This is a genomic window from Streptomyces sp. CNH287 (assembly GCF_000424825.1).
In genome coordinates, this window is the sequence record NZ_AUKQ01000028.1 from 22,731 (window position 1) to 49,545 (window position 26,815).

Annotated in this window: 22 protein-coding genes; 9 read left to right on the forward strand and 13 right to left on the reverse strand. The window is 73.3% G+C overall.

Annotated elements, in window-relative coordinates:
* Positions 1–93: 93 nt before the first annotated feature.
* The 5 genes from H299_RS0122735 to H299_RS0122755 form a co-directional block, all read right to left on the reverse strand.
* Positions 94–759 carry a SurA N-terminal domain-containing protein gene (locus H299_RS0122735; protein WP_027750281.1) on the reverse strand — a complete coding sequence of 222 codons (666 nt, stop codon included), beginning with the start codon at positions 757–759 and terminating at the stop codon, positions 94–96.
* A gap of 149 nt (positions 760–908) precedes the next feature.
* Positions 909–1,592: an HNH endonuclease family protein gene (locus H299_RS35700; protein WP_051262741.1), complete on the reverse strand. Its 684-nt coding sequence runs from the start codon at positions 1,590–1,592 to the stop codon at positions 909–911.
* A 38-nt stretch (positions 1,593–1,630) separates the two neighbouring features.
* Positions 1,631–2,986 carry a serine/threonine-protein kinase gene (locus H299_RS0122745; RefSeq protein ID WP_027750282.1) on the reverse strand — a complete coding sequence of 452 codons (1,356 nt, stop codon included), beginning with the start codon at positions 2,984–2,986 and terminating at the stop codon, positions 1,631–1,633.
* Positions 2,983–3,711: a hypothetical protein gene (locus H299_RS0122750; RefSeq protein ID WP_027750283.1), complete on the reverse strand. Its 729-nt coding sequence runs from the start codon at positions 3,709–3,711 to the stop codon at positions 2,983–2,985. The genes H299_RS0122745 and H299_RS0122750 overlap by 4 nt, the downstream gene beginning before the upstream one ends.
* A gap of 179 nt (positions 3,712–3,890) precedes the next feature.
* The gene (locus H299_RS0122755; RefSeq protein ID WP_027750284.1) at positions 3,891–5,816 is read right to left on the reverse strand and encodes an N-6 DNA methylase; all 1,926 of its coding nucleotides are present in this window, start codon (positions 5,814–5,816) and stop codon (positions 3,891–3,893) included.
* A gap of 178 nt (positions 5,817–5,994) precedes the next feature.
* On the opposite strand from H299_RS0122755, the gene H299_RS0122760 reads away from it, so the two are divergent.
* Together H299_RS0122760 and H299_RS0122765 are read left to right on the forward strand one after the other, a co-directional pair.
* On the forward strand, positions 5,995–6,585 hold the full coding sequence (locus H299_RS0122760) for a DUF4352 domain-containing protein (protein ID WP_027750285.1): 591 nt from the start codon (positions 5,995–5,997) through the stop codon (positions 6,583–6,585).
* 104 nt (positions 6,586–6,689) lie between these two features.
* Positions 6,690–6,914, forward strand: coding sequence for a hypothetical protein (locus tag H299_RS0122765; RefSeq protein ID WP_027750286.1), 225 nt, complete (start codon positions 6,690–6,692; stop codon positions 6,912–6,914).
* 68 nt (positions 6,915–6,982) lie between these two features.
* On the opposite strand, the gene cydC is transcribed toward H299_RS0122765, so the two are convergent.
* The 4 genes from cydC to H299_RS0122785 all read right to left on the reverse strand — a co-directional run bounded on the left by cydC (position 6,983) and on the right by H299_RS0122785 (position 12,909).
* The gene (gene cydC / locus H299_RS35705) at positions 6,983–8,704 is read right to left on the reverse strand and encodes a thiol reductant ABC exporter subunit CydC (protein ID WP_051262742.1); all 1,722 of its coding nucleotides are present in this window, start codon (positions 8,702–8,704) and stop codon (positions 6,983–6,985) included.
* Positions 8,701–10,461 (reverse strand): thiol reductant ABC exporter subunit CydD, encoded by a 1,761-nt coding sequence (gene cydD, locus H299_RS35710; protein ID WP_078512959.1) that lies wholly within the window; start codon positions 10,459–10,461, stop codon positions 8,701–8,703. The genes cydC and cydD overlap by 4 nt, the downstream gene beginning before the upstream one ends.
* Positions 10,462–10,554: 93 nt before the next feature.
* The gene (gene cydB / locus H299_RS0122780; protein ID WP_027750287.1) at positions 10,555–11,565 is read right to left on the reverse strand and encodes a cytochrome d ubiquinol oxidase subunit II; all 1,011 of its coding nucleotides are present in this window, start codon (positions 11,563–11,565) and stop codon (positions 10,555–10,557) included.
* A 51-nt stretch (positions 11,566–11,616) separates the two neighbouring features.
* A complete protein-coding gene (locus tag H299_RS0122785) occupies positions 11,617–12,909 on the reverse strand; it encodes a cytochrome ubiquinol oxidase subunit I (protein ID WP_027750288.1) in 1,293 nt (430 codons plus the stop codon).
* Between the two features lie 260 nt (positions 12,910–13,169).
* Between H299_RS0122785 and H299_RS0122790 the strand changes: the two genes are divergently transcribed.
* From H299_RS0122790 to H299_RS0122805, 4 genes are all read left to right on the forward strand, one after another.
* On the forward strand, positions 13,170–14,093 hold the full coding sequence (locus H299_RS0122790; RefSeq protein WP_027750289.1) for a LysR family transcriptional regulator: 924 nt from the start codon (positions 13,170–13,172) through the stop codon (positions 14,091–14,093).
* Positions 14,094–14,316: 223 nt separating this feature from the next.
* Positions 14,317–14,640: a 2Fe-2S iron-sulfur cluster-binding protein gene (locus tag H299_RS0122795; protein WP_027750290.1), complete on the forward strand. Its 324-nt coding sequence runs from the start codon at positions 14,317–14,319 to the stop codon at positions 14,638–14,640.
* Positions 14,640–15,905, forward strand: a complete 1,266-nt coding sequence (locus tag H299_RS0122800; RefSeq protein ID WP_037760141.1) for an NAD(P)/FAD-dependent oxidoreductase — start codon at positions 14,640–14,642, stop codon at positions 15,903–15,905. The genes H299_RS0122795 and H299_RS0122800 overlap by 1 nt, the downstream gene beginning before the upstream one ends.
* 159 nt (positions 15,906–16,064) lie before the next feature.
* Positions 16,065–16,694 (forward strand): LysE family translocator, encoded by a 630-nt coding sequence (locus H299_RS0122805; protein ID WP_027750292.1) that lies wholly within the window; start codon positions 16,065–16,067, stop codon positions 16,692–16,694.
* A gap of 66 nt (positions 16,695–16,760) precedes the next feature.
* Here H299_RS0122805 and mfd read toward each other — a convergent pair whose 3' ends face one another.
* Positions 16,761–20,324, reverse strand: a complete 3,564-nt coding sequence (gene mfd / locus H299_RS0122810; protein WP_027750293.1) for a transcription-repair coupling factor — start codon at positions 20,322–20,324, stop codon at positions 16,761–16,763.
* Between the two features lie 259 nt (positions 20,325–20,583).
* Here mfd and H299_RS0122815 point away from each other — a divergent pair, with 259 nt between their 5' ends.
* Entirely contained in the window at positions 20,584–20,841 is a 258-nt protein-coding gene (locus tag H299_RS0122815) for a hypothetical protein (protein ID WP_037760144.1), read from the forward strand.
* 8 nt (positions 20,842–20,849) lie between these two features.
* The gene (locus H299_RS0122820) at positions 20,850–21,218 is read left to right on the forward strand and encodes a PIN domain-containing protein (protein WP_037760146.1); all 369 of its coding nucleotides are present in this window, start codon (positions 20,850–20,852) and stop codon (positions 21,216–21,218) included.
* Positions 21,219–21,621: 403 nt separating this feature from the next.
* Here H299_RS0122820 and H299_RS0122825 read toward each other — a convergent pair whose 3' ends face one another.
* A complete protein-coding gene (locus H299_RS0122825; protein WP_486587381.1) occupies positions 21,622–22,209 on the reverse strand; it encodes a hypothetical protein in 588 nt (195 codons plus the stop codon).
* A 218-nt stretch (positions 22,210–22,427) separates the two neighbouring features.
* Between H299_RS0122825 and H299_RS35715 the strand changes: the two genes are divergently transcribed.
* Positions 22,428–23,513, forward strand: a complete 1,086-nt coding sequence (locus H299_RS35715; protein WP_051262743.1) for a LysR family transcriptional regulator — start codon at positions 22,428–22,430, stop codon at positions 23,511–23,513.
* 195 nt (positions 23,514–23,708) lie between these two features.
* On the opposite strand, the gene H299_RS0122835 is transcribed toward H299_RS35715, so the two are convergent.
* Entirely contained in the window at positions 23,709–26,294 is a 2,586-nt protein-coding gene (locus H299_RS0122835; protein WP_027750297.1) for an FtsX-like permease family protein, read from the reverse strand.
* A partial coding sequence (locus tag H299_RS0122840; protein WP_027750298.1) for an ATP-binding cassette domain-containing protein occupies positions 26,291–26,815 on the reverse strand: 525 nt, incomplete at its 5' end. The genes H299_RS0122835 and H299_RS0122840, both read right to left, overlap by 4 nt.

The following is a 26,815-nucleotide window of genomic DNA, read 5'->3' on the forward strand; positions in this document are numbered from 1 at the left end:
GGGATCTTGTCGCGTCGGGGGCGGGGTCCGGCTGGTGGGGCTCGCGAGCCCGGCAAGATCCCGACGAGAGGCCCTCACTCACCCCCGCCGTGGTCAGGCGGGCTGCTCCTGCTGCGCCTTGTCCTTCTCCTCGCCGGTGGCGTCCTTCAGCCAGGGCGTCTCACCGTTGACGAGCATGGTGTCCCGCACGCTCCACTTCCCGTAGCGCGGGTTGACGTCGATGCCCATCTTCTTGGACGCCTTGGAGAACTTGCCCGTCAGCACGGCGTTGGCGTCCGGCGCCTGGAGGTCGATGCCCGAGGCCGCCGCGATCTTCTGGACGGCCACCTCCAGCCACACCCAGTCGTCGATGTCCGACGGCGCGACGGCCTGCTGCTGGAGCAGCCCCGTCCGGAACGCCTTCGCGCCCCCGGCCCGCTGCTCGAACTGCGCCCGCACCTGCTGGATGTCGCGCCGCGAGACGGACACCCCCGAGTCCTTGGCGACCTTCTCCACGATCCGCTGCCGGATCATGCCGTTCAGCGTGATGCGGGTGAGCTGGCCGGTGCGCGTGATCAGCTCGTCGCCCTGCGGCTGCGTGCTCTGCGCGTCCCGCACCGCGCCGACCCGCGACTGGAGCTGCGCCATGGTGATCCTGTCCCCGTCCACGACGGCCGCCGCCCCTGGGCGCGCGTCGTTGCCGCACGCGGTGAGCAGCGGGGCCGCGATGACGAACGCGGCGGCGGTCGAGACGGTGAGCGCGGACCTTCGGCGGTGCATGGGGCCTCCCGGGCGGCGGCGAGGGTCGTGCGACGTTGCAAGACCTGGCGATGCTCGATGGTAGGTAGTGAGGAGCCGCTGTGACCACCGAATCGGCAGGTATTCGCCCAACGATTCGGCCAAAGGCGCGAGAGCGGCCCGCGCGCGGCTCACCGGCAGCGCCCGAGCATGCCGCCCAGCGTCTTCTTCTCGGCGGCCGTGACGGAGAGTTCGTAGTGGTGCTTCACCGCGATCCAGTCCTCGGCGTAGGCGCACCAGTACGTCTTGAGCGGCGGCTGCCAGGCGTCGGGCGGCCGGTCGCCCTTGGACTGGTTCACGTTGTCGGTGACCGCGAGCAGCTGCGGCTGGTCCAGGTCGTTGGCGAACGCCTCCCGGCGCTCGTCGTCCCACGTACGGGCGCCGCTGCGCCACGCCTCGGCCAGCGGGACCACGTGGTCGATGTCCACGTCACCCGACTCCCGCCACACCTCGCCGTCGTAGGGGCTGCGCCAACTGCCGGACACCGAGCGGCAGCTGCCGTCCGTGACGACGTCTTCGCCGTCGCGCTTGAGCACGGCCTCGCGGGTGTCGCAGTCGTCCCCCTGGGCGGACCAGTGGGGGAAGCGCTCCCGCGCGTAGCCGTCCATGGTGCCGGGGGGCCGTACCTCCAGGGTGGCCAGCAGCTTCCCCTTGTCCCCGGAGGCGCCTTCCGCCCCGCCCTTCGGGCTCCCGGACACGGGCGGGGCGGGGGTCGCCGTCGTCTCGCGCGGCCCCTCTTCCGGACCGCCGCACCCCGTGACCAGCAGGACCGCGGCCACCACCGGCACCGCCGTACGCCGCCACCGCACACCCACGCCGCCAACTCCCTCGGTCCGCCGCCCCGTACGGGACCTCATCCTGACAGGTGCCGGACACACAGCGCCTCGTCCTCCCGCAACTGCGCCACCACCGGGTCGTACGGGCCGCGTTCGGCCGTGAGGTCCTGGACGAGACGGCGGATCTCGGGCAGGGCGCGGGCGTACTGTGCGGTGTCCACGAGCGTCGCCGCGTACTGCTTGCGCAGCGTGCGGACCACCGGGGACGGGTCGCCGTGCTCGGCGACGGCCACCGGGAGCGCGTGGCCGAGCAGATCGGCGACCTGCGGGTAGTGCCCGGCCGCGAGCAGGCGGCGCACCTCCTCCAGGGTGCCGGGCAGGTCGAGCACGGGCGGCGGCCCGAAGCCGCGCGCGGGTGCGGCGTGCGGCGGGGGCGTGTGCTGGGGTATGTGCGGCGGCGTGTACGGCGCCGGGGCTGCGGCGGCGCGCGGGACCGGCCAGGGCGCCATGGGCTCGCGGAAGGGACGGGTCGGGTCGGTGGGCAGCGACGGCTGCGCGAAGGGCTGGTCGTACGGCCGGGGCAGCAGCGGGGCGAGCGCCGCGTACACCTCGTAGGCGTCGGCGGGGCGGGCCGCGGGCTCCTTGTCCAGCAGCCGTCCGACGAGCGCGGCGAGCGGCGCGGGCACCTCGGGGCTGAGCCTGCGCACGGGCACCGGCAGTTCGTGCAGTTTCTTGTAGAGCAGACCCGTCGCCTCCGGGGCCTCGAACGGGACCTTCCCGGTGAGGAGTTCGTAGAGCAGCACGCCCAGCGCGTAGAGGTCGGCGGCGGGGCCGACCGGGGAGTCGCCCATGGCCTGTTCGGGGGCCATGTAGACGGGCGTGCCGATCAGGGCCCCGGTGCGCGTGAGGCGGGTGGCGTCCCCGGCGGAGGCCACGGCGGCGATGCCCAGGTCGAGGATGATCACCCGGCCGTCGGGACGGACGATGGCGTTGCCGGGCTTGAGGTCACGGTGGATGACGGGGACCGCGTGCACGGCGACCAGCGCCGCGCACATCTGGGCGGCGACGGCCGCCGCCCACTGCCACGGGTAGTGCTCGTGCTCGGCGAGGTGGTCGCGCAGATCGCTGCCCTCCACCCGCTGCATGACCAGGAAGAGTTCGTCGTCGTCCCGGCCCGCGTCGTAGACGGTGACCAGGCCGGGGTGGTCGATGCGGGCGGTGACCTGGCACTCCCGCTCGAAGCGCCGCCGCAGTTCCTCCAGGTCCGCCGTGCCGGAGAGCGAGGCCATCTGGCCGGAATGCATCAGCTTGACCGCGATGCGCCGCCCGCCCAGGCCCAGATCGCGGCCTCCCCACACCTGGCCCATGGCGCCCTTGCCGAGCGGCTCGGTCAGCTCGTACCGGCCCGCGATCAGCCTGCCGCCGCCGGTCACCGGGGCTCACCGCGTCGGCGCAGCAGTTCGTCCAGCTCGTCCAGTTCGGAGGCGACCTGGCGCATCCGGGTGGAGGGGTGCGGTGGTGGGGGCGCGGCGGACGGCTGCCGTTCCGGCTGCGGCTGCGCGTCCCGCGGGGCGGGCGGGGGCTGTCGGAGGGGCCGGGGCTCCTGCGGCGGCTGCCCGTACGGGGGCTGGATGCGGGTGGCGGCCAGGTCCGGGGCCTGAGCCTGGGGCTGGGCCTGGCCCGGACCCGGGGCCTGGTAGCCCTGCGGGGTGCCGTACGACAGGGCGGGGTAGCCGTAGCCGGACGCCGCCGGCGGATGCGGTGCGGGCAGCGGGTGCGGCGCCAGCGGCGCGCGCGGGAAGCGGTCGGCCAGGACGGCGTGCACGGCGGCGCCGATGATGAGGGACACGATGTACACCCCCGCCCAGAACGAGGCCATCGCCTCCCCCGTCGGGTCCTCCTCGACGGTGATCAGCAGCGTCACGTAGACCGCCGTGAGTACGACGGCCAGCGCGCACACCCACCAGTCGGCCGCCCGGCGGCGCAGCAGCGCGAAGCGCAGCGACGGCACCCAGGCGAGCAGGCCGAGCGACCAGACGGGGAAGCTGGCGAACAGCAGTCGCAGCGCCATCCCCTTGGTGCCGGGCCCGCGGCGGCCGGGCGGGGCGGCACGGCGGGGTGCGGGCAGGGGTGGCGGGGCGGCGGCCGGGCCGTACATGGGATCTCCATGCTGCTGAGGAGACGGGCGGGATGGCGCGGGGGGTAGGCACAGGTGTGACTGTCGGACTTTGCTGGAAGTGAGCGTATACATCGCCACGGACCGCACGGCGCCGTCGGAGATATCCATCCGGCCTCGGAGTCCGCCCGGAGCGCTCGGGACTCCTGGCGCGGGGGCGCTCAGTCGGGCCCGAGCGTGCCGTCCGTCAGCCCGTCGTACATGCCCTGGACGAGCTGCCGGCCCAGAGCCTCGGCCTCGCGCAGCGCCGCCTCGAAGGCGGCCAGCCTGCGGAAGTGCGCGCCGTAGCGCCGCTGTTCGGCGAGGGGCAGCCGGGGCAGCCGCAGGCGCCGTACGTCCAGCCGGGAGGCGCTGGAGGCGTGGCTGCTGGCCTGGCGGGTGTTGGCGGTGCCGCGCAGGAAGCCCGCGACGAAGTACGCGTCGAGGGCCTGCGGGTCGGGCCGCAGCAGGGCCACGTGCCGCTCCAGCGGCTTCCCCGCGCCGTCCGCCGGCACGACCTGGGCGGTGGCGCTGCGGCCCAGCACGGGGACGAGGATGTCGCCCTCGCGGGTGCGCGGCGGTTCGGCATCGCCACCGCCCGCGCGCAGTTCCACCTCGAGCGCCCCCGCGCGGGCGAGTTCGCCGACGGTCGTGTCCGACCAGTGCGGGTGCCCGGCGGGGCCGGTGCCGTCGGAGGTACCCGCCCCGTCGGCGTCCGGCTCCTGCGGGGTGGCCGCCGGGGCGAGTTCGAGGGAGCGGCGCAGCGTGCGGTCCAACTGCTCGCGTACGGCGGTGAGCGCGTCGGTGCCCTCCCCGACGACGGGCGGCAGATGGCGGGCGGGGGCGAGGTCGACGTCCTCGTCCAGCAGGTCGATCACCGCGCGCGCGCCGCTGACCCCGGGCTCCTCCGGCAGTTCACCGCTCGCGTCGAAGGCGCGCCAGGCGTCCAGCACCGTGCGGCGCAGCTCCGCCCACGGCAGCGCGGCGCGGCCCCGCGCCTGGTGCCGGACGCTGGTGTCGACCAGGAGGAGGCGGGGTGACGGGGCCTCGGCGCCGTCCGGCCGGCGCAGTACCCACAGGTGCAGCGGCAGGCTGTACGGTGGCGCGGCGCCCGGCGGCAGGGCGATCACCGCACGGAGCGCGCCCCGGCGCAGCAGCGCCGCGCGGATGCGGCGGCCGGTGCGCCGGGAGGCGGCGGCGGGCGGCATGAGGAGCACCGCCGTGCCGCCGGGGCGGAGCCGGGAGAGGGCGTGCTGCACCCAGGCCAGTTCGGACTCGGTGCGGGCGGGCAGGCCGTACTCCCAGCGCGGGTCGTACGCCAACTCGGCGTGGCCCCAGTGCCGTTCGTTGAACGGCGGGTGGCACAGGACCACGTCGGCGGGCCGCGCCACCGGGGGCGTCCCGGACGCCCGCTCCTGCTCCGCGCCGCCGCGCAGGGCGTCCTCCGTGCGGATGTGGACGGCGGCGCCGCCGCGCAGGGCGAGCCGCAGGGCAGTGAGGCGGGCGAGCGCGGCGTCGGTCTCCTGGCCGTACAGCTCGGCGGGCCAGGAGCCGCGCGGGCCCAGCACGGCGGCCAGCAGCTCACCGGAGCCGCAGGCCGGGTCGAGGACGGAGTCGGCGGGCCCGGCGAGCGCGGCCATCAGCTCGGCGACGGCGGGCGGGGTGAGGGTGTACTGCCGGGAGTTGCCGTCGAGGTAGCGGCCGAGCAGGAACTCGTACGCCGGGCCGGGGCCGAGTTCGTCGGCGAACTCGGCGAGCGGGCCGCCGGGGGCGTGGGGGGTGCCGGCGGCGGTGCTCTCGGCGGCGGAGTGCTGGAGCAGCAGGTCGCCCGCGTGGGCGAGGGCGGCGGCGGTGCCCTCGGGGGCGCCCTCCAGCTGCTGCCAGATCCGTTCGCGCGGGGGGACCTCGGCGAGCTTGCCCTGCGCCCGCAGCCACTCCTCGACCTCGGCGAGCGAGAAGGCGGGGCTGGTCTCGGTGCCGCCGACGGGCTGGGGGAAGTGCGGGTAGCGGCGGCGCCAGTTGCTGACGGCGGCCCTGCCCACGCCCGCGAGGCGGGCGATCCCGGCGGCGGTGACCTCGGTGGCGGTGTCCGGCGCGGTATCCGGCACGGGCGCTCCCTCCCTCTGCTGCTGTGACTCCGAGCATAACCGGAAGACCGCTTCCGACCAGATCACTGCGTGAACTTACCCCTCTTCATGAACTGTGTTGACTCGGTTCACAGTTCATGTTGTCATTAACGCATCGGTTCACGGGGAGCCGGTCCCGCATCGAAAAAGGTGTCCCGCCATGTCTGTTCGCTACCTCAGCCGCAAGCGCACGCTCGTCGCCACGGCCCTGACCGCCGTGCTCGCCGTGGGCGGCCTCACCGCCTGCGAGACGGACGAGCCGACCGTCGAGAAGTCCGCCGGCTCCAGCGCGAAGGAGAAGAGCGGCGGCGAGGGCACCGAGGAGGGTGCCGCCAAGGAGGAGGAGTCGAAGCAGGACGGCCCGATGAACGCGGGGGACACCGCCAGCTACAAGAGCGGCCTCAAGGTCACCGTCTCCCCGGCGTCTCCGTACACACCGACCGAGTACGCCAGCGGCCACACGGACGGCAACGAGGCGTACAAGCTCACGATCACGCTGGAGAACACCGGCAAGAAGAAGGTGGACGCCGCGCTGATCATGGCCACCGCCCGGGCGGGCGAGGAGGGCGTCGAGGCCGAGGCCATCTTCGACGAGCAGGTCGACTCGGCGTTCGAGGGCAAGCTGCTGCCCGGCAAGAAGGCCACGGCCTCCTTCGCCTTCGACGCCCCCGCCGGCGCGAAGGTCCTGGACATCGAGGTGGACCTGCTCGACTTCGCCACGGAGCCCGCGCAGTGGAGCGTCAAGCTCTGACGGCCTTACGCCCCGCGCGGCGGTGCCGGGCACCCCCGCGCGCCCCTCCCGAACCACGCAGCACCACACCCGCGAGAACCGCGAGAACTTCAAGAAGGAGTGCCATGAAGGCTGTGAAGGCTGAGATCCTGCCCACCACGAGCGCCGAGGACGGCAAGCACAAGGCCGCCGTCACCGTGCACATCACGCAGAACTCCCCGGTGTTCGGCGACCTGGACGCGACGGAGCGCGCGGCGGTCCTCGCCGCGGTCGTCACCGCCGTGCGCGGCGCCCTGCCCGACTACCAGTGCCCGGCCACGGTGACCTCGGCGGAGACCACCGCCGCCTGAGCCACCACCGCCCCCCGTGCACCGCCCCCGGCCCGCAACCGGGGGCGGCGCGCGTCGCAGCCCCGCGGTCAGACCCGCCGTACGGGGCCCGCCCCTGGCCCGCGGACAGCGCGCCCGCCCGCGAGGGTGACGACTTCGTCCACGGCGGCGAGTCCGGCCTCCCGATGCGTGATGAGCAGCGTGGTGCGTCCCCGGGTGGCGTCGAGGATGTCGGCGAGCACCTCGTCCGCCGTGTCCGGGTCGAGTCCCTCGGTCGGCTCGTCCAGGACGAGCACGGGCGGGTCGGCCAGGAGCGCGCGGGCGAGCAGCAGGCGGCGGCGCTGGCCGCCGGACATGGCGCTGCCGCTCGCGCCGAGCACGGTGTCCCATCCTTCGGGCAGCGACTCGATCCAGGCCAGCAGCCGCGCACCGCGCGCGGCTTCCCGCAGTTCGCCGTCGGTGGCGTCCGGCTTCGCGAGGAGCAGGTTCGCCCGGGCCGTGGCGTGGAAGACGTGCGCGTCCTGCGTCATGCCGGTGATCAGGCGCCGCACCTCGGCGCCGTCGCAGTCGCGCAGCTCCCTCCCGGCCACCTGGACGGAGCCCGCCTCGTAGTCGACGAAGCGCATGAGGACGGCGAGCAGCGTCGACTTGCCCGCGCCGCTGGCGCCCACCAGCGCGACGCGGCGTCCGGCGGGCAGGTGCAGATCGAGCCCGTCCAGGACCGGCGCCCCGCCGGGGCGGTGCCGCACGCGCAGTCCCGACACCCGCACGGCGACAGGGCCCGCGACGGAGGGCGGCTCCGGTACCTCGGGCTCGGCGACGGGCGGGGCGGTGCCCAGGACGTCGGCCAGGCGGCGCGCACTCGCGCGGACCTCGGCCAGGCGCCGGGCCGCGGCCGGAAGCGGAACCACGGTGTCGAACGAGACCAGGGCCACGACCGCCAGCACCGTCAGCTGGACGGCGGGCAGTTCGCCCGCGGCGTGTGCGCGCCACGCGAGCACGGTCACCGCGACGGTCGCCGCGCCCTGGCACAGCAGCACGGCGGCCGTACCGAGCCCGGTGGTCAGGGCCTTGCGGCGTTCGAGCGCGGCGATGCGGGCGCCCGCGGCCCGCGCGGCACCGTACGCGCGGTCCTCGGCGCCGAACGCCGCCAGGTCGGCCGCCCCCTCCGCGAGGTCCACGGTGCGCGCGGCCAGTTCCGCGCGGGCCGCCTTCTCCGCCGCGCCGGAGCGGCCGGACGCCAGGAACACGAGCAGCGGCACGACGAGCCCGGCGACGGCGAGGGCCAGGGCGAGCGCGATCCCCGCGGGCCACAGGAGGGCGCTGATCAGGCCGACGGAAGCGGCGCCGACAAGGGCCGCGGCCGAGGCGGGTACCAGCACCCGCAGGACCAGGTCCTGGCCCGCGTCCACGTCGTCGACGAGGCGGGTCAGCAGGTCACCGCTGCGGAAGGCGGGCGAGCCCGCCGGGGCCAGCGGCACCATCGCCTCGTACACCCGGGTGCGCAGTCCGGCGACGGCGCGCAGCGCTCCGTCGTGGCCGAGCAGCCGGTCGCCGTAGCGCAGCAGGCCGCGGCTGAGGGCGAGGGCGCGCACGCCGACGATGGCGAGGGTGACGGCGGCTATCTGCGGCTGCTGGGCCGCGCGCGTGATCAGCCAGGCGGCGGTGGCCATGAGCGTGGCCGCGGCGAGTTCGGCGGCGGCTGAGGAGAGCGCGGCGGCCAGCAAGCGGCGCCAGTAGGGGGCCAGTTGGCGCAGCAGGCGCGCGGTCGGGTGGGCGGTCGGATGCGTGAGGCGCCGGTCCGGGCTCATCGGAGGCTCCCCGCGGTGCGCGCGGCCGGGGTGGCGCGGGTGGCCGGGGTGCCCGGGCCGGGGTCCGTGATCCGGCCCCCGCGCACCGTCACCACCCGGTCGACATACGGCAGCAGCGCCGGGCGGTGCGCGACGACGAGCGCGGTGCGCCCCTTCATGAGGCGGGCGGTGGCCCGGGTCACCTCGGCCTCGCTCTCCGGGTCGAGATGGGAGGTCGGCTCGTCCAGGAGCAGCACGGGCGCGTCCCGCAGGAAGGCGCGGGCCAGCGCGATCCGCTGGCGCTGGCCCGCGGACAGGCCCGCGCCGTGCTCGCCCAGCAGGGTGTCGTACGCCTGGGGCAGCTCCGCCACGAACGTGTCGGCGGCGGCGGCCTGGGCGGCGGCGCGTACCTCTTCGTCGGTGGCCCCGGGGCGGCCGAGCCGGATGTTGTCGGCGACGGACGCCGCGAACAGGTGCGGGCGCTGCGGGACCCAGGCCAACTGGCCGCGCCAGCCGTCCGGGTCGAGGTCGGCCAGATCGCGAGCGCCGGCCGCGCCCTCGCCGTCGCCGACACGGACCCGCCCGGCCGTCGGGGCGACGAAGCCGAGCAGCAGCCCGAGCAGCGTCGACTTGCCCGCACCGCTCGGCCCGACGAGCGCGACGTGCTCCCCGGGGGCGATCGTGAGGCTGGCCCGGTGGAGGGCGGGGACGGAGCGGCCCGGATAGCGGACGGTGACCTCCTCCAGGTGCAGACGGGCCCGGCGCGCGTCCGGTACGGCACCCGGCGGGCGCCCGGCGCGGGACGCGGGCGGACCTTCCTCGTCCAGGACGGCGAAGGCCCGCTCGGCCACGGCCACGCCCTCGGCGCTGTCGTGGAACGCCGCGCCCGCCGCCCGCAGCGGCAGATACGCCTCCGGGGCGAGGAAGAGCACCAGCAACGCCGTACTCAGCTCCATGCCGCCCTCCAGCAGCCGCAGCCCGACGGGTACGGCGACCAGGGCGACGGAGAGGGTGGCCACCGTCTCCAGGACGAACGACGACAGGAACGCCACCCGCAAGGTGCGCATGGTGGCGCGGCGGTGGGCGTCCGCCATGGCCGTCACCACCGCCGCCTGGTGCCGCTCGCGCCCGAAAGCGCGCAGGGTGGGCAGCCCGGCCAGCACGTCCAGGAAGTGCCCGCCGAGCCGGGACAGCAGCTGCCACTGCCGGGCGGTGCGCCGTGCGGTGTGGGCGCCGACCAGCGCGCCGAACACCGGGATCAGGGGCAGGGTGACGAGGATGACCAGGGCCGAGGTCGGGTCCGCCCAGGCGATCCAGCCGAGGATCGCCGACGGCACCACCAGCATCGCGGGCACGGTGGGCAGGTAGTTGACGACGTACGGGTCCAGGGCGTCCAGACCGCGGGTGAGCAGGGTGGCCGTCTCGCCGTGGTGCCGTGCCGCGAGCCGCAGCGGCCCCAGGCGGCGCAGCCGTTCGGTGAGGCGCTCGCGCAGCCGCTGCTTGGCGGCGGTCGCGGTGCGCTGCGCGAGCACCCCGCGCGCCCAGCCGGTGAGGGCCCGGGCGGCGACGACGGCGGCCAGCGCGGTCAGCCGCCCGGTCGGCACGCCCTGGACCGGCGGGCCCGCCGCGCTCGCGAAGCCGTCGGCGAGCACGGAGGCCAGCAGCACCGCCTGGGCGACGGTGAGCGCGGCGGTCAGTGCGGCGAGGGCGGTGGAGGCGGCCAGGAACCGCCGCAGAACGGGCAGTTCGCGCAGCAGGCGCCGTTCGACCGGCTTCATCACCTACTCCCTTCGAGGGTCCGGGCCGACGGCTCGGGTGGTCGGCGTCGCTGGGGGTGCGCGGGGCCGGGGTGTCGGGGTGCCGCGACGACCTCAGAAGTAGCTGGCATGACGGCTTCCCGTGCGGCCCCGGAACACCCACCAGCTCCAGGTCTGGTAGACGAGGATGAGCGGGATGATCAGCACGCCGAAGGTCATCAGGAGCTGCAGGGTTACCCCGTCGGCGGCGGCCTGGTCGATCGTGATCCCCCCTCCCCCCGAGGCAGCCAGGGTGTAGGGGTACTGGCCCGCGCCGATGAGCAGCACCGGCAGCGCGGTCGCACAGCAGGTGGCGGCGAAGGCCCGGCCGGGGCGAGCGCCCTGGAGCAACAGGCGCCAGGCGAGCGCGAGCACCGCCACCGTCAGCGCGGTGAGCACACAGGCTTGCGCGGGGTTCACCACCGAGGCGCCCGCACCGGCGACGCTGAGCAGGATCGCGACCAGCCCCGTGGCCGCGAGCGCACGCAACGCGGTCAGCGCCAGTCGTCGTGCGCGTTCGGCCAGTTGGCCTGTCGCCCGCAGGACGAGGAACGCCGCGCCGTGCGCCGCGAAGAGCAGCACCGCGCACACACCGCACAGGAGCACGAACGGGTCGAGCAGGTCGGTGAGGCCGAGGTGGAAGCTCCCGTCGGGGCGCCGGGGCACGCCGTGCAGCAGCAGTCCGACGACGAGTCCCCAGCCCAGCGCCGGAAGCACGCCGCCGAACACGATCAGGGCGTCCCACACCCGGCGCCCCCGCCCGCCGTACCCGCGGCCGCGCAGCTGGACGGCGGCGTTGCCCACGACGAGGCCGACGAGGATCGCCACGATCAGCGGGTACAGGCCGGACAGCAGACTTCCCTCCAGATAGGGGAAGGCGCCGAACAGCACGCCGGTGAACGCCACCAGCCAGACCTCGTTGCCGAGGAAGAAGGGGCTGATCGCGGAGAGCGCGGCCTGCCGGACGTCCGCCCCGCGGCCGAGGAACGGCCGCAGCATCTGGACGCCGTAGTCATAGCCCGCGAGCACGAAGTACCCGGCGAGCAGCAGGCCGATCAGGGCCAGCCACGCGATCTGAAGACTCATCTCACTCACACACCCTCACAGTTCGCTTCCTTCAGCGGATTCGTCGGCGGGTCAGAAGGCCGCGACGGGTTGCTTCTCGCCGGGGGTTCCGCTGGGCAGGTCGTCGGGGAGCGGCTCGGTGGTGCCCAGCCGGACGTTCTCGGGGCCGCGCCGGGCGAAGCGCACTAGGAGCGTCCAGTTCGTCACCGCCAGCGCGACGAAGAGGGCGACGAACACGGCGCAGGACACGGCGAGGGAGGTGACGCTGACCGGGGAGACCGCGTCCTCCACCTTCAATTCGCCGTAGATGAGCCAGGGTTGGCGGCCGACCTCGCGGAAGACCCAGCCGCCGACGGAGGCGATGAAGGGCAGCGGGATCATCGCGGTCATCAGGTAGGCGAGGGGGCGCCAGCGCACCAGCCGGTCCTTCCACAGCAGCGGCACGGCGAGGAGGGTGATCGTGGAGACGGTGTTGCCGATGATCGTCATGCTGTCCATCGAGAGCCGCAGCCAGCCGTGCGGGGGTGAGTAGTCGCCGGGTCCGTGCCGCGCGGCCAGTTCCGCCTGGAGCTGGGCGACACCCTCGTTCTCAAGGGCGGCCACCTTCATCGGCTGGGTCCGCTCCAGCAGGGGGAACTGGAGGTCGCCGACGATGATCACGAAGAAGGAGGCGACCATGCCCATCCACAGGCCCAGGCGCAGGGAGCCGCGGAAGAGGTCCGTCTCCTTCGTGCCCCGGGCGAAGTGGAAGGTGCTGATCCCCGCGACGAAGACGCCACCCACCGTCAGTGCGGCGAGCGCGATGTGGGCGAGCGCGAGCAGCGCGCTGGGGTTGGTGAGCATGGCGCCGAAGTCGGTCAGGTAGGCGGCGCCGTCGCGCACTTCGTAACCGACGGGGTGCTGCATGAAGCCGTTGGCGACGAGAATCCAGTACGCCGACGCGTACGCGGTCAGGGCGACCAGCCAGATGAGCGCGACGTGCACGCCGCGGCGCAGGCGGCCCCAGCCGAAGATCCACATGCCGAGGAAGGTGGACTCGGCGAAGAAGGCGATGAGGGTCTCCAGCGCCAGCGGGGCACCGAAGACGTTGCCCGCGAACTTGCTCAGACCGCTCCAGCTCAGCCCGAACTGGAACTCCATGACGAGGCCGGTGACGATGCCGACCGCGTAGTTGATGACGTAGAGCTGCCCCCAGAAGCGGGTCATCCGCTCCCGGACGGCCCGCTTGGCGGGATCGCGGGTGTAGGCGGCGCGGGTGTGCATGACCGCCACCAAGGGGACGAGCCCCATAGTGAGGAGCACGAACAGCCAGTGGATGCCGGTGGTGGCCGCGAATTGCAGACGGGCCAGATCCGCAGCACTCATGGTTCAGCCTTCCTTGCTCACGGGGAGCGGGCGACGGACGGGCACGGGACAGGCGGGCAGACGACGGGTGGGCAGAGGACCGGCAGGTAGGGGGCCAGGGGGAAGTGAAAGGGCGGGCCGCCGCCTCGCGTGTCAGACCGCGGGTACGTTGCCCGCTGCCTGGGCGGGGCCCGTGCTCCGACCGTAGGGAGAATCCCTTATGCGGTCCAAGACCAGTTCTGCCATATGATCATTGCTCTGAAGGCATAAGAGGAGTGACCGTGGAACTGTCGCAGCTGCGCTGCTTCCGGGCCGTGGCCCGGCTCGAACACATCAGCCGGGCCGCGGAGGAGCTGCGGGTGGCGCAGCCGTCCGTGAGCCGTACGATCGCCCGACTGGAGGCCGAGGTGGGGACGCCGCTCTTCGACCGGGACGGCCGCCGCGTCCGGCTCAACGCGTACGGCACGCTGTTCCTGCACCACGTCGAGCGGGCGCTGAGCGAGCTGGAGGAGGGGCGCCGGGCACTGCTGGAGGCCCGCGGCCAGGGCCTGGGCCGGGTCGGCGTCGCCGCCGAGACGCTGCTCACACTCGCCCGCCTCCTCGGCGGCTTCCGGGCCGCGCACCCCAGCGCCGACGTACGCCTGTTCCAGTCGACGGCCGAGGGGATGAGCCGCCAACTGCGGGCCCGCGAGGTGGACTTCTGCCTCGCCTCGCAGCAACTCCGGGGCGAGGGACTGGAGTCGGTCGAGCTGGCCCGCGAAGAGGTGCTGCTCGCTGTGCCCCCCGGGCACCGGCTGGCCCACCGGGAGTCGGTGACGATCCCCGAGGTCGCCGACGAGCCCTTCGTCACCACCCGCACCGGCCACTGGCAACGCGCCCTGCTCGACCGGATGTTCGCCGTGCACGGCCACACGCCCTTGCTCTCCTGCGAAGGCGACGAGACGGCGGCCACCCAGGACCTGATCAGCGCGGGGCTCGGCATCGGGCTCATCCCCGCCATGTCGCGGCGCGTCGGACAGCGGATCGGCACGCACGCGCCGGTCGCCTGGGTGCACATCGACGCACCGGACTGCCACCGGGTGCTGACCCTGGTCTGGCAGCAGGACGCCTATCTGTCCGACGCGGCCCTGCGCTTCCGGGAGTTCACCCTCAGCAGGCCCTTCATGACGCACGGGATGCCTGACCGGCGCCCCGGGCGGGACTGACCCGCGCCGGATCGTCTGGTACTGTCCGCTCACCGCCGTCCCACTGGCCGAGGGTTTCGCGTACCCGACGGCCGTGCTGCGAAGGCGCCCGGGCGGGATGGACATCCCCCGCCTGGCAGGGGCAGCCGCGTGCGCCCCTGGCAGTCCCACCTTTCCGCATCCCTTCCTGACCGGCACCGTGCGACGGCACGTCCGCGCCGCAGGTTCCTCCAGGAGTTCCGCCATGCCCGAAATCACCTATGTCGCCACCGACCAGACCGCCCGCACCGTCGACGTACCCGTCGGTACGAGCGTGATGCGGGGAGCCGTCACGAACGACGTCGACGGCATCGTGGCCCAGTGCGGCGGCAACGCGCAGTGCGCGACCTGCCACGTCTACGTCGCGCCCGCGTCCTTGCAACGGCTCCCGGCCGTCGAGCCGAACGAGGACGACATGCTGGACTTCACGGCCTGCCCGCGCCAGTCCGGCAGCCGGCTGAGCTGCCAGCTCAAAGTCACCGAGGACTTCGACGGGCTCGTCGTCCACCTGCCGGAACGGCAGCGCTGATGGGCGCCCTGCACCCGTCCGGCTCCGTCGTGGTGCTCGGCTCCGGACAGGCCGGCACGCAGACCGTGGTGGCCCTGCGCGAACGGGGGTTCACGGGCTCCCTCACGCTGGTCGGCGAGGAAGGAGTGCCGCCGTACGAACGTCCGCCGCTGTCCAAGGCGTATCTGAGCGGAGAGCTGGACGAGGGGCAGCTGTGGCTGCGGCCCGAGTCGTACTACGCGCGCCGGTCCGTCCGGCGGGTCGACGGCCGCGCCGTGGCGGTCGACCGGGCGGCGCACGTCGTCCGGCTCGCGGACGGCTCCGTGCTCGGCTACGACCACCTCGTACTGGCCACCGGTGCGCGGCCCAGGCAGCTGCCGGTACCCGGCGCCCGGCTGCGCGGCGTGCACACGCTGCGCACCCTGCGGGACGCCGCCACCCTGCGCCGTGCCCTGGCGGGCGCGGCGCACCCGGTGGCCATCGGGGCCGGGTTCATCGGGCTCGAATTCGCCGCCACGGCACGGCGGTCAGGGCACCGGGTGACCGTCGTCGAGGCGCTGGAGAGGCCGCTGTCCCGCCTCGTCACGGCACGGACGGCCGCGCACCTCGTCCGCCTGCACGAGGAACAGGGCACCGAACTGCTCCTGGGGCAAGGCGTCACGGGCTTCCGCGACGACGGCCGCGGGCAGGTGGCCGCCGTGGAACTGGGCGACGGCCGCGCGCTGCCCGCCGACCTGGTCCTGATCGGGGCGGGCGTCACACCGCGCACCGAACTCGCCAAGGCGGCGGGCCTGGAGACCGACGGGGGCGTGGTCACCGACGCGCGGCTGCTCACCGCCGATCCGGCGATCTCCGCCGTCGGCGACTGCGCGGTCTTCCCCGACCACCGCTCCGGCCGCCGCATCCGCCTCGAATCGGTGCAGAACGCGACCGGACACGCCCGCCTGGTGGCCGAACGGCTCACAGGCACCCACCGGACGTACGACGACCTGCCCTGGTTCTGGAGCGACCAGTTCACGACGACCGTGCAGATCGCGGGGCTCGCCCGGGAGGGCGGCACCGAGGTGGTCCTGACGCGGGACGCCGGCGCGTTCTCCGTACTGGTCTTCCGAGGGCGGGAGTTGCTCGCGGTGGAGTCCGTGAACCAGCCCGGCGAGCACCTGGCGGCCCGGCAACTCCTGGCCGGACCGAGCGCGTTGAGCCCGGACGAGGCCTCGGTGCGGGGGTTCACCCTCAAGGGCTTCCTGCGGTCCCGGACACCGTCGCCCCTCCCGGCGGCGCGCTGACGGCCATCGTCCGAGGACCCGCCGTGGCCGGAGGGGCGCACCGCAACCCGGTGCCCGCCTCCGGCCCGGCAGGCCGGTGACCCGCGGCGACGCAGGAGACGGAGCCGCAGGACACCGCAGGCCCGCCCGAAGTGACGGGAGCGCCCTTAGCCTGGGGAGATGACCTGGCAGACATACGGCTCCTTCCTCGTCTTCGCCGTGGTGCTCGTCGTGGTGCCCGGCCCGGACTTCGCGGTCGTCACCAAGAACACGCTGGCCTCGGGCAGGCGCAGCGGCAGATGGGCGAGCGCGGGCGTCGTCACGTCGAACGTCGTGCAGGGCACGGCCGCCGCCGTCGGGCTGGGTGCGCTGATCGTCGCGTCTCAGCCGGTGTTCGCCGCCCTCAAGTGGGCCGGGGTCTGCTACCTCGCCTTCCTCGGCGTGCAGGCGCTGCGGTCGGCCCGGCGCGGCACGTACGCCTCGCTGGAGGAGAACGGTGGCGGCGACCGCGCGACCGCCGCCGTCGGCTGGCGGCAGGGCTTCCTCTCCAACATCACCAACCCGAAGGTGCTGGTGTTCTACCTGGCGGTGCTCCCGCAGTTCCTGCCCGCCGACGTCGCCCTGTGGCAGGCCCTGACCCTGGCCCTGACCCACGCGGTCCTCTCGCTCGGCTACCTGCTGCTGCTGGTGGCGGGCCTGCACCGGGCCCGCCACGTGCTGACCCGCAACCGGGTGCGCCGCACGCTGGACGCGGCGACCGGCTGCGTCCTCCTGGCCTTCAGCGCCCGCCTCGCCCGCCAGGCGGCGTGACCCCCGGGCCGCAGCCGCCCGGCGCCCCGCACGGCCCGGCCCGGCCCGGCCCGGCCCGCAGGGTGCTCAGGACCCCGGGATCGTGGTGAGGAACTCCCCCACCCACGCCAGCAGTTCGCGCCCCACCACCGGCTTGCCGCCGATCCCCGAGGGCTTCGGCCGCGGCACCAGCACCTGCCGCGTGGACCGCTTGATGACCGAGCGCGGATAGACCCGCTGGAGGCGCAGCTCCTGCGACTCGCGCAGCTCGACCGGGCCGAAGCGGACGTTGTTGCCCTGCAACGTGATGTCCGAGACGCCGCAGGAGCGGGCCAGCATCCGCAGGGCGGCGACCAGCAGCAGGTTCTCCACCGGCTCCGGCAGCGGACCGTACCGGTCGGACAGTTCCTCGCGGACGGCGGCGATGTCCTGCTCGGAGTTGGCCGCGGCGATCGCGCGGTACGCCTGGAGGCGGAGCCGCTCGCCCGGCGCGTAGTCGTGCGGGACGTGCGCGTCGACCGGCAGCTCGATCTTGACCTCGAGCGGCGCCTCCTCCGGCGCGCCGCCCTCCTCCAGCGCGGCGCGGTAGTCGGCCACGGCCTCGCCGACCATCCGCACGTAGAGGTCGAAGCCCACACCCGCGATGTGCCCGGACTGCTCGCCGCCCAGCAGGTTGCCCGCGCCGCGGATCTCCAGGTCCTTCATCGCGACGTACATGCCCGCGCCCATCTCGGTGTGCTGGGCGATGGTGGCCAGCCGCTCGTGTGCCGTCTCGGTGAGCGGCTTCTCCGGCGGGTAGAGGAAGTAGGCGTACCCGCGGTCGCGGCCCCGCCCGACCCGGCCGCGCAGCTGGTGCAGCTGGGAGAGGCCGAAGTTGTCGCCGCGCTCCACGATCAGGGTGTTCGCATTGGAGATGTCGATGCCGTTCTCCACGATCGTCGTGGAGACCAGCACGTCGAACCGCTTCTCCCAGAAGTCCACCACGACCTGCTCCAGCGCCGATTCCGACATCTGGCCGTGCGCTGTGGCGATCCGCGCCTCCGGCACGATCTGGCGCAGCCGCGCCGTCGCCCGGTCGATGGACTCGACGCGGTTGTGGATGTAGAAGACCTGTCCCTCGCGCAGCAGTTCACGGCGGATCGCGGCGCCGATCTGCCGCTCCTCGTACGGGCCGACGAAGGTCAGCACCGGGTGCCGCTCCTCCGGCGGGGTGGTGATCGTGGACATCTCGCGGATGCCGGTGACCGCCATCTCCAGGGTGCGCGGGATGGGGGTGGCCGACATCGTCAGCACGTCGACGTTGGCGCGCAGCTTCTTCAGCTGCTCCTTGTGCTCGACGCCGAAGCGCTGCTCCTCGTCGACGATCACCAGGCCCAGTTCCTTGAACTTCGTCTCGGACGAGAAGAGCCGGTGTGTACCGATGACGACGTCGACCGAGCCGTCCCGCAGGCCCTCGATCACCGCCTTGGCCTCGGTGTCCGACTGGAACCGGGAGAGGGCCTTGACCTTGACCGGGAACTGGCCGTACCGCTCCGTGAACGTCCCGAAGTGCTGCTGCACCAGGAGCGTCGTCGGCACCAGGACGGCGACCTGCTTGCCGTCCTGCACCGCCTTGAACGCGGCGCGCACCGCGATCTCCGTCTTGCCGTAACCCACGTCGCCGCAGATCAGCCTGTCCATCGGGACGGACTTCTCCATGTCCTCCTTGACCTCGCCGATGGTGGTCAGCTGGTCGGGCGTCTCGGCGTAGGGGAAGGCGTCCTCCAGCTCGCGCTGCCAGGGGGTGTCCGGCTCGAAGGCGTGGCCCGGGGCGGCCATCCGGGCGGAGTAGAGCTTGATCAGGTCGGCGGCGATCTCCTTGACGGCCTTCTTCGCCCGCGCCTTGGTCTTCGTCCAGTCCGCGCCGCCGAGGCGGTGCAGGGAGGGCTGCTCGCCGCCGACGTACTTGGTGATCTGCTCCAGCTGGTCCGTCGGCACGAACAGGCGGTCGCCGGGCTGGCCGCGCTTGGCGGGCGCGTACTCGACCAGCAGGTACTCGCGGGTCGCGCCCTGCACCGTGCGCTGCACCATCTCGACGTAGCGCCCCACGCCGTGCTGCTCGTGCACGATGAAGTCGCCGGGCTGGAGGGTGAGCGGATCGATCGTCTTGCGGCGCCGGGCGGGCATCCGGCCCAGCTCCTTGCTGGCCGACTTCTGCCCCGAGAGGTCCGTCTCGGTGAGCACCGCCAGCTTCAGCGCCGGATCGAGGAAGCCGTTCTCCAGCGAACCGCGCGCGACCTGCACCACGGAGGGCACCACCTCGGCGAGGTCGGTGTCCAGCCGGGCGGCGATGCCCTCGCCGCCGAGCACCTCGACCGTACGGGCGCCCGTGCCGTGGCCCTCGGTGACGTAGACGCAGCGCCAGCCGTCGGACAGCCAGCCCTTGGTGTCGGCCAGCGCGCGGGCGGTGTCGCCCCGGTAGGACTCGGGAGCGCGCATGCCCAGGCGCAGGACGTCGTCACCGTCGTCCTCCGCGGCCGTCTCCCCGTCGCCCGCCGCCACGTCGGCGGCGAACGGGCTGACCGACCACCACAGCATGCCCAGCTCGCGGGCGTGCTCCCGGACGTCGGCGATGCCCCACAGCGAGGCGGCGCCCACGTCGATCGGCGCCTCGCCGCCGCCCGCGCTGGCCGCCCACGAAGCCTCCAGGAACTCCTGGCTGGTGGCCACCAGGTCGGCGGCGCGCGTACGCACCCGCTCCGGGTCGCAGACCACCGCCATCGTCCCGGCGGGGAGCACGTCGAGCAGCAGCTCCATCTCGTCCACCAGCACGGGCGCCAGCGACTCCATGCCCTCCACGGCGATGCCCTCGGCGATCCGGCCCAGCAGCTCGCCCAGCTCGGGGTGCTCCTCGGCGAGCGCGGCGGCCCGCTCCCGCACGCCCTCGGTGAGCAGCAGCTCACGGCAGGGCGGGGCCCACAGGCCGTGCTCGGCGACCTCCAGGGACCGCTGGTCGGCCACCTTGAAGTAGCGGATCTCCTCGACCTCGTCGCCCCAGAACTCCACCCGCAGGGGGTGCTCCTCCGTCGGCGGGAAGACGTCCAGGATGCCGCCGCGCACCGCGAACTCGCCGCGCTTCTCGACCAGCTCCACCCGGCTGTACGCGGCGGCGGCCAGACCCTCGACCACCGCGACCAGATCGGCCGAGCCGCCCTGGCGCAGCGCCACCGGGACCAGCTCGCCCAGCCCCTTGACCTGTGGCTGGAGCACGGAGCGGATAGGCGCGACCACGACGCTGACCGGGCCGGTCTGCGGGTCCCCGGGGTCCGGGTGGGCGAGGCGGCGCAGCACCGCGAGCCGGCGGCCCACGGTGTCGCTGCGCGGCGAGAGCCGCTCGTGCGGCAGCGTCTCCCAGGACGGGAACTCCACGATGCCGTCCGGCGGCAGCAGTGAGCGCAGCGCGGCGGCCAGGTCCTCCGCCTCCCGGCCGGTCGCGGTCACCGCGAGCACCGGACGGGACGCGCTCCGTGCCAGCGCGGCGATCACGAAAGGGCGGGAGGCCGGCGGGCCGACCAGGTCGACGTGCGGCCGGCGGCCGGCGGCAGCCGCCTTGACGGCCTCATCGAGGGCAGGGTCGCGTACGACGGCATCGAGCAGACCGTGCAGGCTCATGAAGACTTCCGTCCGAGGTGGCGGTGGGCGAGTGGCTGGCTGGAGCGGGCGGGCGGGAACGCCGTACGGGGCAGGGGCAGCACGAACGGCCCGGCACGCGCGTCCGGACCGGGGTCTCCAGCCTACGACCGCCCGCCGACATCCCCCACCAGTGCCCCGTGGACCGCCGCCGGGGTGCTCCGCCGTGGTGCAGGGTACGTACCCGTACCCGTACCCGTACCCGTACCCGTACCCTGTGGGGGTGGAAGGGAGAACGCCGATGTCCGATGCCAACCTGCGCATCCCCAAGGAAGCCAAGGACCGGCTCGCCGCGCTGGCGGCGGCCGAGGGCCTGTCGCTGCGCGCCTACCTGGCGCGGCTCGCCGAGACGCTGCTGACGCCCCAGGAGCGGGCCGCGCGCGCGGAGGAGGCACGAGCAGCACTTCGTGGGTGGAACGGGTATGACCTGTCCGCGGCCGAGCAACGCGACCTGGACAGCGAGTTGGACCGCCGTCTGAGCCGGGCGGCCAGCTCTTGAGCGAGATCATGCACATTGTCTTCGACGAGACTGCGATGGCCGCCGCCGGGCGGGGCAACGCCCTGGCCTCCCGGCTCATCCACCGGGCCCATGCCCAGGCGGGCTGGATGCTGTACGCCCCGGCCTGCGCACTCGTGGCCGCCGACCGTGACCGGCCCGGCACAGCGGAGCACCTGGCGGCGCTGCCCGGCATCATCGTCCTTGATCTCGACCTTCCCGCCGCGCTCGCGGTCGCGCGGCAGGAGACCTGGGCCGCCGCTCACAGCCGGTACGCAGCGCAGCCCACCGCGGACCGCCCCGACGGTGCGATCATCGCGACCACCGACCCGGACCAGTGGATTGGTGAACCCGTCCGCGTCCTGGACCTCACCCCCTGACCACGCCGCGCCAACCCGGTGCCGCCGGGCCGTCGGCGGCACCCCTCTTCGTGGTACGGCATGGCTGGGTCGCGAGGTCTCGCGGCAGGCGCTGGAGCTGGACTACGCGGGGTGACGTGCCTGGCGCGCGGCGAGAGCGGCGCGGTGGCGGACGGCGCGGCGCCCGCGGCGGACGGAGCTGCGGGGCAGGGCGGGTACTGGGACGCGGTGATCGAGGACAGACCCGGACCGGACACGCGAACTTGGCGGACGCGTGTGCCGCGTCCGCCAAGCCCCCGTGGTACGCCCCAGGGCGGGCGTACCACCCCCGTGTTCCCCCGTGAGCCCCCCGGCTCCCTGTCCCCCGTGGTCCCCCCGGTTTCCCCGTTCCCCCCGTGCATCCGGGCGGTGACGCCCGGACATCTCAGTACGCGGCGGCCCGCAGGGCGTTCGCGTAGCGCTGGTTCGCGGGCAGCCAGCAGCACACCATCGCCGCCAGGCAGGCGACGAGGGCAAGGCAGCTGAACGCCGTCGCGGAGGCGGGCTCGTGGTCGGTGACGACCAGCAGGTGCGGGATGAGGGTCAGCAGCCCCACCAGCGTGATCAGCACCCGCGCCCAGACGGCGGCGGTGCGCGCCAGCAGCGTGAATACGAGCAGTACGACGCTGAAGAACACGACCAGCAGGGCGCGGGCCGCCAACGTGTCCGCCCGCTCGCTGATCAGCTCGTCCCAGAGCGGCCCGGCGAATCCCTGGAAATCCTGTGCGCCCATTCCGGCGGGCAGTCCGAGGACGTCCGGATGGTCCTCGATGACATTCTTGACGTTCGTTTCGGCGAGTTCCTCGCCACCCGAGAGCACGAGCGCCGACCCGATGACGCCGGCCAGTGCCGCCAGCACTCCGGACAGCAGCAGCGCGGTGAGCGCGCCGGGCCGCCGGGGACGGGCCGCAGGTGTGGGGGCAGGACGCCGCGGACTGCCGTACTGCGGCGGGGCAGCCTGGGGGTGGGTCACGAGGAACGTGCTCCTTGCCGGAGGTCGGTGATCGATTGCCCCGACCATTCCACGCGCACCTTCCGGGCATCCAGTCTTTTCCGGAAGAAATCCCTAGATAATTCCAGCTGTTCGCCGGATCAGTTTCCCCGGCGTTATGCTATGAGGCCGGGTTCTTCGATGATGTCCGGGGAAAGACGCACGGAAACCCGAAGCCCCGGAGAGCAAGCGGAATTGGTATGTCCTCACCCGACCCCGCGGAATACCCCGATTACCCCTCGGCCCTGCTGGACACCACGCTGGATCAGCTGCGCACCCTGCTCGTGGTCTACGAGGAAGGCACCGCGCTGGGCGCCGCGCGACTGCTGGGCCGTGAGCAGTCCAGCGTCCAGAAGCAGCTCGACACGATGAACCGGAACCTCGGCGCGCTCTACGGCGAGCCGCTGGTGCTGAAGCGCGGCAGAGGTCGCCGAGTGCGTTTCACCAGCACCGGCGAGGCCCTGGTCGAACTGGCGCGCGGCACGCTCACCGAGTGGCTCGAGGGTATCCGGAGCAACCACCACCGGCTCGCCCGCAGGCTGTCCATCGGCTCCACCCGCTACACCCTCGGCTATCTGCTCAACGCCGTCGAGACGGTCAACAGCCGCTTCGAACAGGACGGCGTGGAGCTGAAGATGTCCCACGTGCGGACCGGGGACCTGCTGGACCGGCTGCGCTCCGGCGAACTCGACCTGGCCTGCGGCAGTGTGCAGACCACCGGGGTGCACAAGGACGACGACGACAAGCTGGCCGACTTCGAGGTGCTGGAGTGGCGGCGCAGCGGGCTGTCCCTGGTCACCAACCTGGCCTCCCCGCAGCTGCCCGGCGCGCGCATGGAGGTGGCCGAACTCCCGCAGGTGCCGCTGGTGGTGTCGTCCCGGGGGCTCATCTCCGGCTTCCTCCAGGACTGGTTCGGCAGCGACTACCGGCGTGAACTGAACGTCGCCGCCGAGATCGACGCCGTGCACTACGGCTTCGACCTGCTGCGCTCGGGCGCCGTACGCGGCTGCATGCTGGTCACCGAGGGGATCGGGGAGGCCGTCGCCGAGGGGTGGCTCGCGGAGGGCGCCGGACTGCGGACGGCGGAGCTGGTGGACCACTCGGCACCGCGCTCCCGCGTGCTGGTCGGGGTCTTCGCGCGGCGGGGCGAGCGGGCGCTGCACGGGCCGGGCCATCCGCTGTCCCAGCTGTGGGACGCGCTGGCGCGGGTGGACTCGCGCTGGCGGGCGGGGCTGGGAGCGGAGCCCGACCCGGGCACGGGGCCGGGGAGCCCGGCCGTCGCCTGACTCGGAGGCGCCGTCCCGGCACGGGGTGGCGCCAGGCCGCGTGCGCCGCCCGCAGACCCGCCGGGAACCGCGACGGCCCCGGTGCGCCAGCTGGCGCACCGGGGCCGTACGGGACTGCCGGTCTCCCGGCCGCCGACCACCATGTCCTGCGAGGTTCGCCCGGAGGCTGACCCAGCCTGACCCGAACGAAAGACCCTAGTCCGTGGCGATCGCGTTCAGCACGTTCATCCGGCCCGCGCGGAACGCCGGCACCAGCGCGGCCACCAGGCCGACCAGCGCGGAGCCCGCGAAGACGAAGAGAATCGTCGGCCAGGGGATCTCCAGGACCTTCAGACCCTCCAGCGCCAGCAGCTTCTGCGCCGTGGCACCCCAGGCCATACCCAGGCCGATCCCGAGCAGTGCGCCGAAGAGGGCGATGACCACCGACTCCAGCCGGATCATGCGGCGCAGCTGCCGCCGGGAGAGCCCGATCGCGCGCATCAGGCCGATCTCACGGGTCCGCTCGACCACCGAGAGGGCGAGGGTGTTCACGACACCGAGCACCGCGACGACGATGGCCAGGGCCAGCAGCCCGTAGACGATGTTGAGCAGCGCGCCGACCTGGTCCTTGAGGGTCTCCTTGAAGTCGGCCTGGTCCCGCACCTTGTACTGGGGGTACGGCTCCATCTGCTTCTTCAGCGCGGTGTACGCCGCCTCCGCCTGGCCCTCCTTCGCCTTGCCGAACATGATCTGGTTCAGCGGCATCTTGTCGGCGGGGACGAAGCGCTCCGCCGTCGCGATGCTCAGGTAGAAGGCGCCCTGGTCGACCACGGTCTCGCTGGAGGTGATCGCCTTGACCGTCAGCTTCGCGGTCTCACCGGCCTTGAAGTCGACCGTCAGCGCGTCGCCGACGGCCACCTTGTTCTCCTTGGCGAAGTCCTCGTCCACGGAGAGGGAGTTCGCTCCGTACGCGTCGCTCAGAGTGCCGTCGACCGTCTCGACCCGCAGGTCCTGGGCGTAGGTGGGCGAGGCGGCGGTGACGTCCTTCGCGTCGGTGAGCTTGCCCGCCTCCGTCCGGATCTTCGCGTCCAGGATCTTGTACTCGCTGACGTGCTCCAGCTCCGGTGTGTCCGCCAGCTTCTTCGCAGCGGCCGGGGTGATCGGCTGCCCGTTGTCGGCCTGGATGATGAAGTCCGCGCCGACGGACTTGTCCAGCTCGTCCGTCGCCGAGGCGACCATCGAGGAGCCGACCACGGAGAGGCAGGCCACCAGCGCCAGCCCGATCATCAGCGCCGCGCCGGTGGCACCCGTACGGCGCGGGTTGCGCAGGGCGTTGCGCTCGGCGAGCCGGCCGACCGAGCCGAACATCCGCAGGGCGACGACGCTCAGACCGCGTACGACGACCCCGGCCAGCAGCGGGCCGACCACGACGAAGCCGAGCAGGGTCAGCAGCACGCCGAGGCCCAGCATCCCCGAGCCCGCCGAGGCCTTGTCCGCCTGCGAGGCGGCCACCAGCGCGAGCGCGCCGCCCGCGGTGAGCAGGATGCCCAGCGCCGCCCGGACGCGGCCGGCGCGCCCGCCGTCGGAGGGCAGACCCGAGTCGCGCAGGGCCGCCATCGGGGAGACCTTGGCCGCGCGGCGGGCCGGCAGGTAGGCCGACAGCACGGTGACGACGATGCCCAGCAACAGCCCGAGCACCGGGGTGGTGGCCTTCACCGTCAGCTCGGAGGTGTCCAGGTTCATGCCCACGAGGCTCATCAGCTTCATCAGCCCGATGGCCAGTCCGACGCCGGCGGCGACGCCGAGCACCGAGCCGATGACACCGAGCAGTACGGCCTCCAGCAGCACCGACCGGTTGATCTGCTTGCGGCTGGAGCCGATGGCCCGCATCAGGCCGATCTCACGGGTGCGCTGGGCCACCAGCATGGAGAAGGTGTTGACGATCAGGAAGATGCCGACGAGGAAGGCGATCCCGGCGAAGCCGAGCATCGCGTACTTCATGACGTCGAGGAAGGAGCCGAGGTCGTCCGCGCTGGCGTCGGCCGCCTCCTGCTGCGTCTGGTACTTGAAGGCGCCCGGGCCGCCCAGCGTCTCGACGACGTTCTTCTTGAGCGACTCGTGGCTCACCCCGCTCTGGGCGGTGACGGCGATGCCGGTGAAGACGTCCGGCCCGCCCAGCAGGAACTTCTGCGCGGTCTCGGTGTCGAAGTAGACGATGGCGGCACCGGGGTTGGTCACCTTGAACTTCGCGATGCCGACGAGCTTGGCGGTGCGGTCACCGGTCGCCGCGATGGTGCGTATCTCGTCGCCCAGCTTCACGTCGTGCCGGTCGGCGGTGTCGGCGTCGAGCATCACCTCGGTGGGCCCGCGCGGCATGTGCCCGGAGGAGATCTCCATCGACTTGCGGTCGTTCTGCGTCCAGTTGGACGCGAGGGTGGGGGCTCCGGTGCTCGCGCCGAGGTTCTTGTCCTCGTCGTTGACGACGGTCACGCTCGTGCTGACGACGACGCCCTCGGCCGACTTCGCGCCCTCCGCCGAGCGCGCCTTCTCCAGCACGGCGGCGGGCAGCGTCTCGGGCTTGCCGGTCGCCAGCGGCTCGTCGGCGCCCTCGGCGTTCTTCGGGGAGACCGTGACGTCCGCCGAGGTGGCGGCGAAGAGCTTGTCGAAGGTGGAGTTCATGGTGTCCGTGAACACCAGGGTGCCGGAGACGAACGCCACCGACAGCAGGACAGCGATGGCACTGAGCGCCATCCGGCCCTTGTGCGCGAAGAAGTTGCGCATCGAGGTCTTGACGACGGTCACGACACCCTCCCGAAGGTGTCGAAGTGCTTCATGCGGTCGAGCACGGCCTCGGCCGTGGGGCGCTGCATCTCGTCGACGATGCGGCCATCGGCCAGGTACAGCACGCGGTCGGCGTACGAGGCGGCGACCGGGTCGTGGGTGACCATCACCATCGTCTGCCCCAGTTCGTCGACCGACCGGCGGAGGAAGCCGAGTACTTCGGCGCCGGCGCGGGAGTCGAGGTTTCCGGTGGGTTCGTCGCCGAAGATGATCTCGGGGCGGGAGGCCAGGGCGCGGGCGACGGCGACGCGCTGCTGCTGGCCGCCGGAAAGCTCGTTGGGCCGGTGCTTGAGGCGGCCGGAGAGCCCGACGGTCTCGATCACCCGGTCCAGCCACTCCTTGTCGGGCTTGCGGCCCGCGATGTCCATGGGCAGCGTGATGTTCTCCAGCCCGTTCAGCGTGGGCAGCAGGTTGTACGCCTGGAAGATGAAACCGATCCGGTCCCGCCGCAACTGCGTCAGCTTCTTGTCCTTCAGCGAGGT

Bases quoted from the DNA above. Each gene is read 5' to 3' on its own strand.
- H299_RS0122735 (WP_027750281.1), bottom strand. From the start codon at position 759: ATGCACCGCCGAAGGTCCGCGCTCACCGTCTCGACCGCCGCCGCGTTC.
- H299_RS0122750 (WP_027750283.1), bottom strand. From the start codon at position 3,711: ATGTACGGCCCGGCCGCCGCCCCGCCACCCCTGCCCGCACCCCGCCGT.
- H299_RS0122760 (WP_027750285.1), top strand. From the start codon at position 5,995: ATGTCTGTTCGCTACCTCAGCCGCAAGCGCACGCTCGTCGCCACGGCC.
- H299_RS0122765 (WP_027750286.1), top strand. From the start codon at position 6,690: ATGAAGGCTGTGAAGGCTGAGATCCTGCCCACCACGAGCGCCGAGGAC.
- cydC (WP_051262742.1), bottom strand. From the start codon at position 8,704: ATGAGCCCGGACCGGCGCCTCACGCATCCGACCGCCCACCCGACCGCG.
- cydD (WP_078512959.1), bottom strand. From the start codon at position 10,461: ATGAAGCCGGTCGAACGGCGCCTGCTGCGCGAACTGCCCGTTCTGCGG.
- cydB (WP_027750287.1), bottom strand. From the start codon at position 11,565: ATGAGTCTTCAGATCGCGTGGCTGGCCCTGATCGGCCTGCTGCTCGCC.
- H299_RS0122785 (WP_027750288.1), bottom strand. From the start codon at position 12,909: ATGAGTGCTGCGGATCTGGCCCGTCTGCAATTCGCGGCCACCACCGGC.
- H299_RS0122795 (WP_027750290.1), top strand. From the start codon at position 14,317: ATGCCCGAAATCACCTATGTCGCCACCGACCAGACCGCCCGCACCGTC.
- H299_RS0122800 (WP_037760141.1), top strand. From the start codon at position 14,640: ATGGGCGCCCTGCACCCGTCCGGCTCCGTCGTGGTGCTCGGCTCCGGA.
- H299_RS0122805 (WP_027750292.1), top strand. From the start codon at position 16,065: ATGACCTGGCAGACATACGGCTCCTTCCTCGTCTTCGCCGTGGTGCTC.
- mfd (WP_027750293.1), bottom strand. From the start codon at position 20,324: ATGAGCCTGCACGGTCTGCTCGATGCCGTCGTACGCGACCCTGCCCTC.
- H299_RS0122815 (WP_037760144.1), top strand. From the start codon at position 20,584: ATGTCCGATGCCAACCTGCGCATCCCCAAGGAAGCCAAGGACCGGCTC.
- H299_RS0122820 (WP_037760146.1), top strand. From the start codon at position 20,850: ATGCACATTGTCTTCGACGAGACTGCGATGGCCGCCGCCGGGCGGGGC.
- H299_RS35715 (WP_051262743.1), top strand. From the start codon at position 22,428: ATGTCCTCACCCGACCCCGCGGAATACCCCGATTACCCCTCGGCCCTG.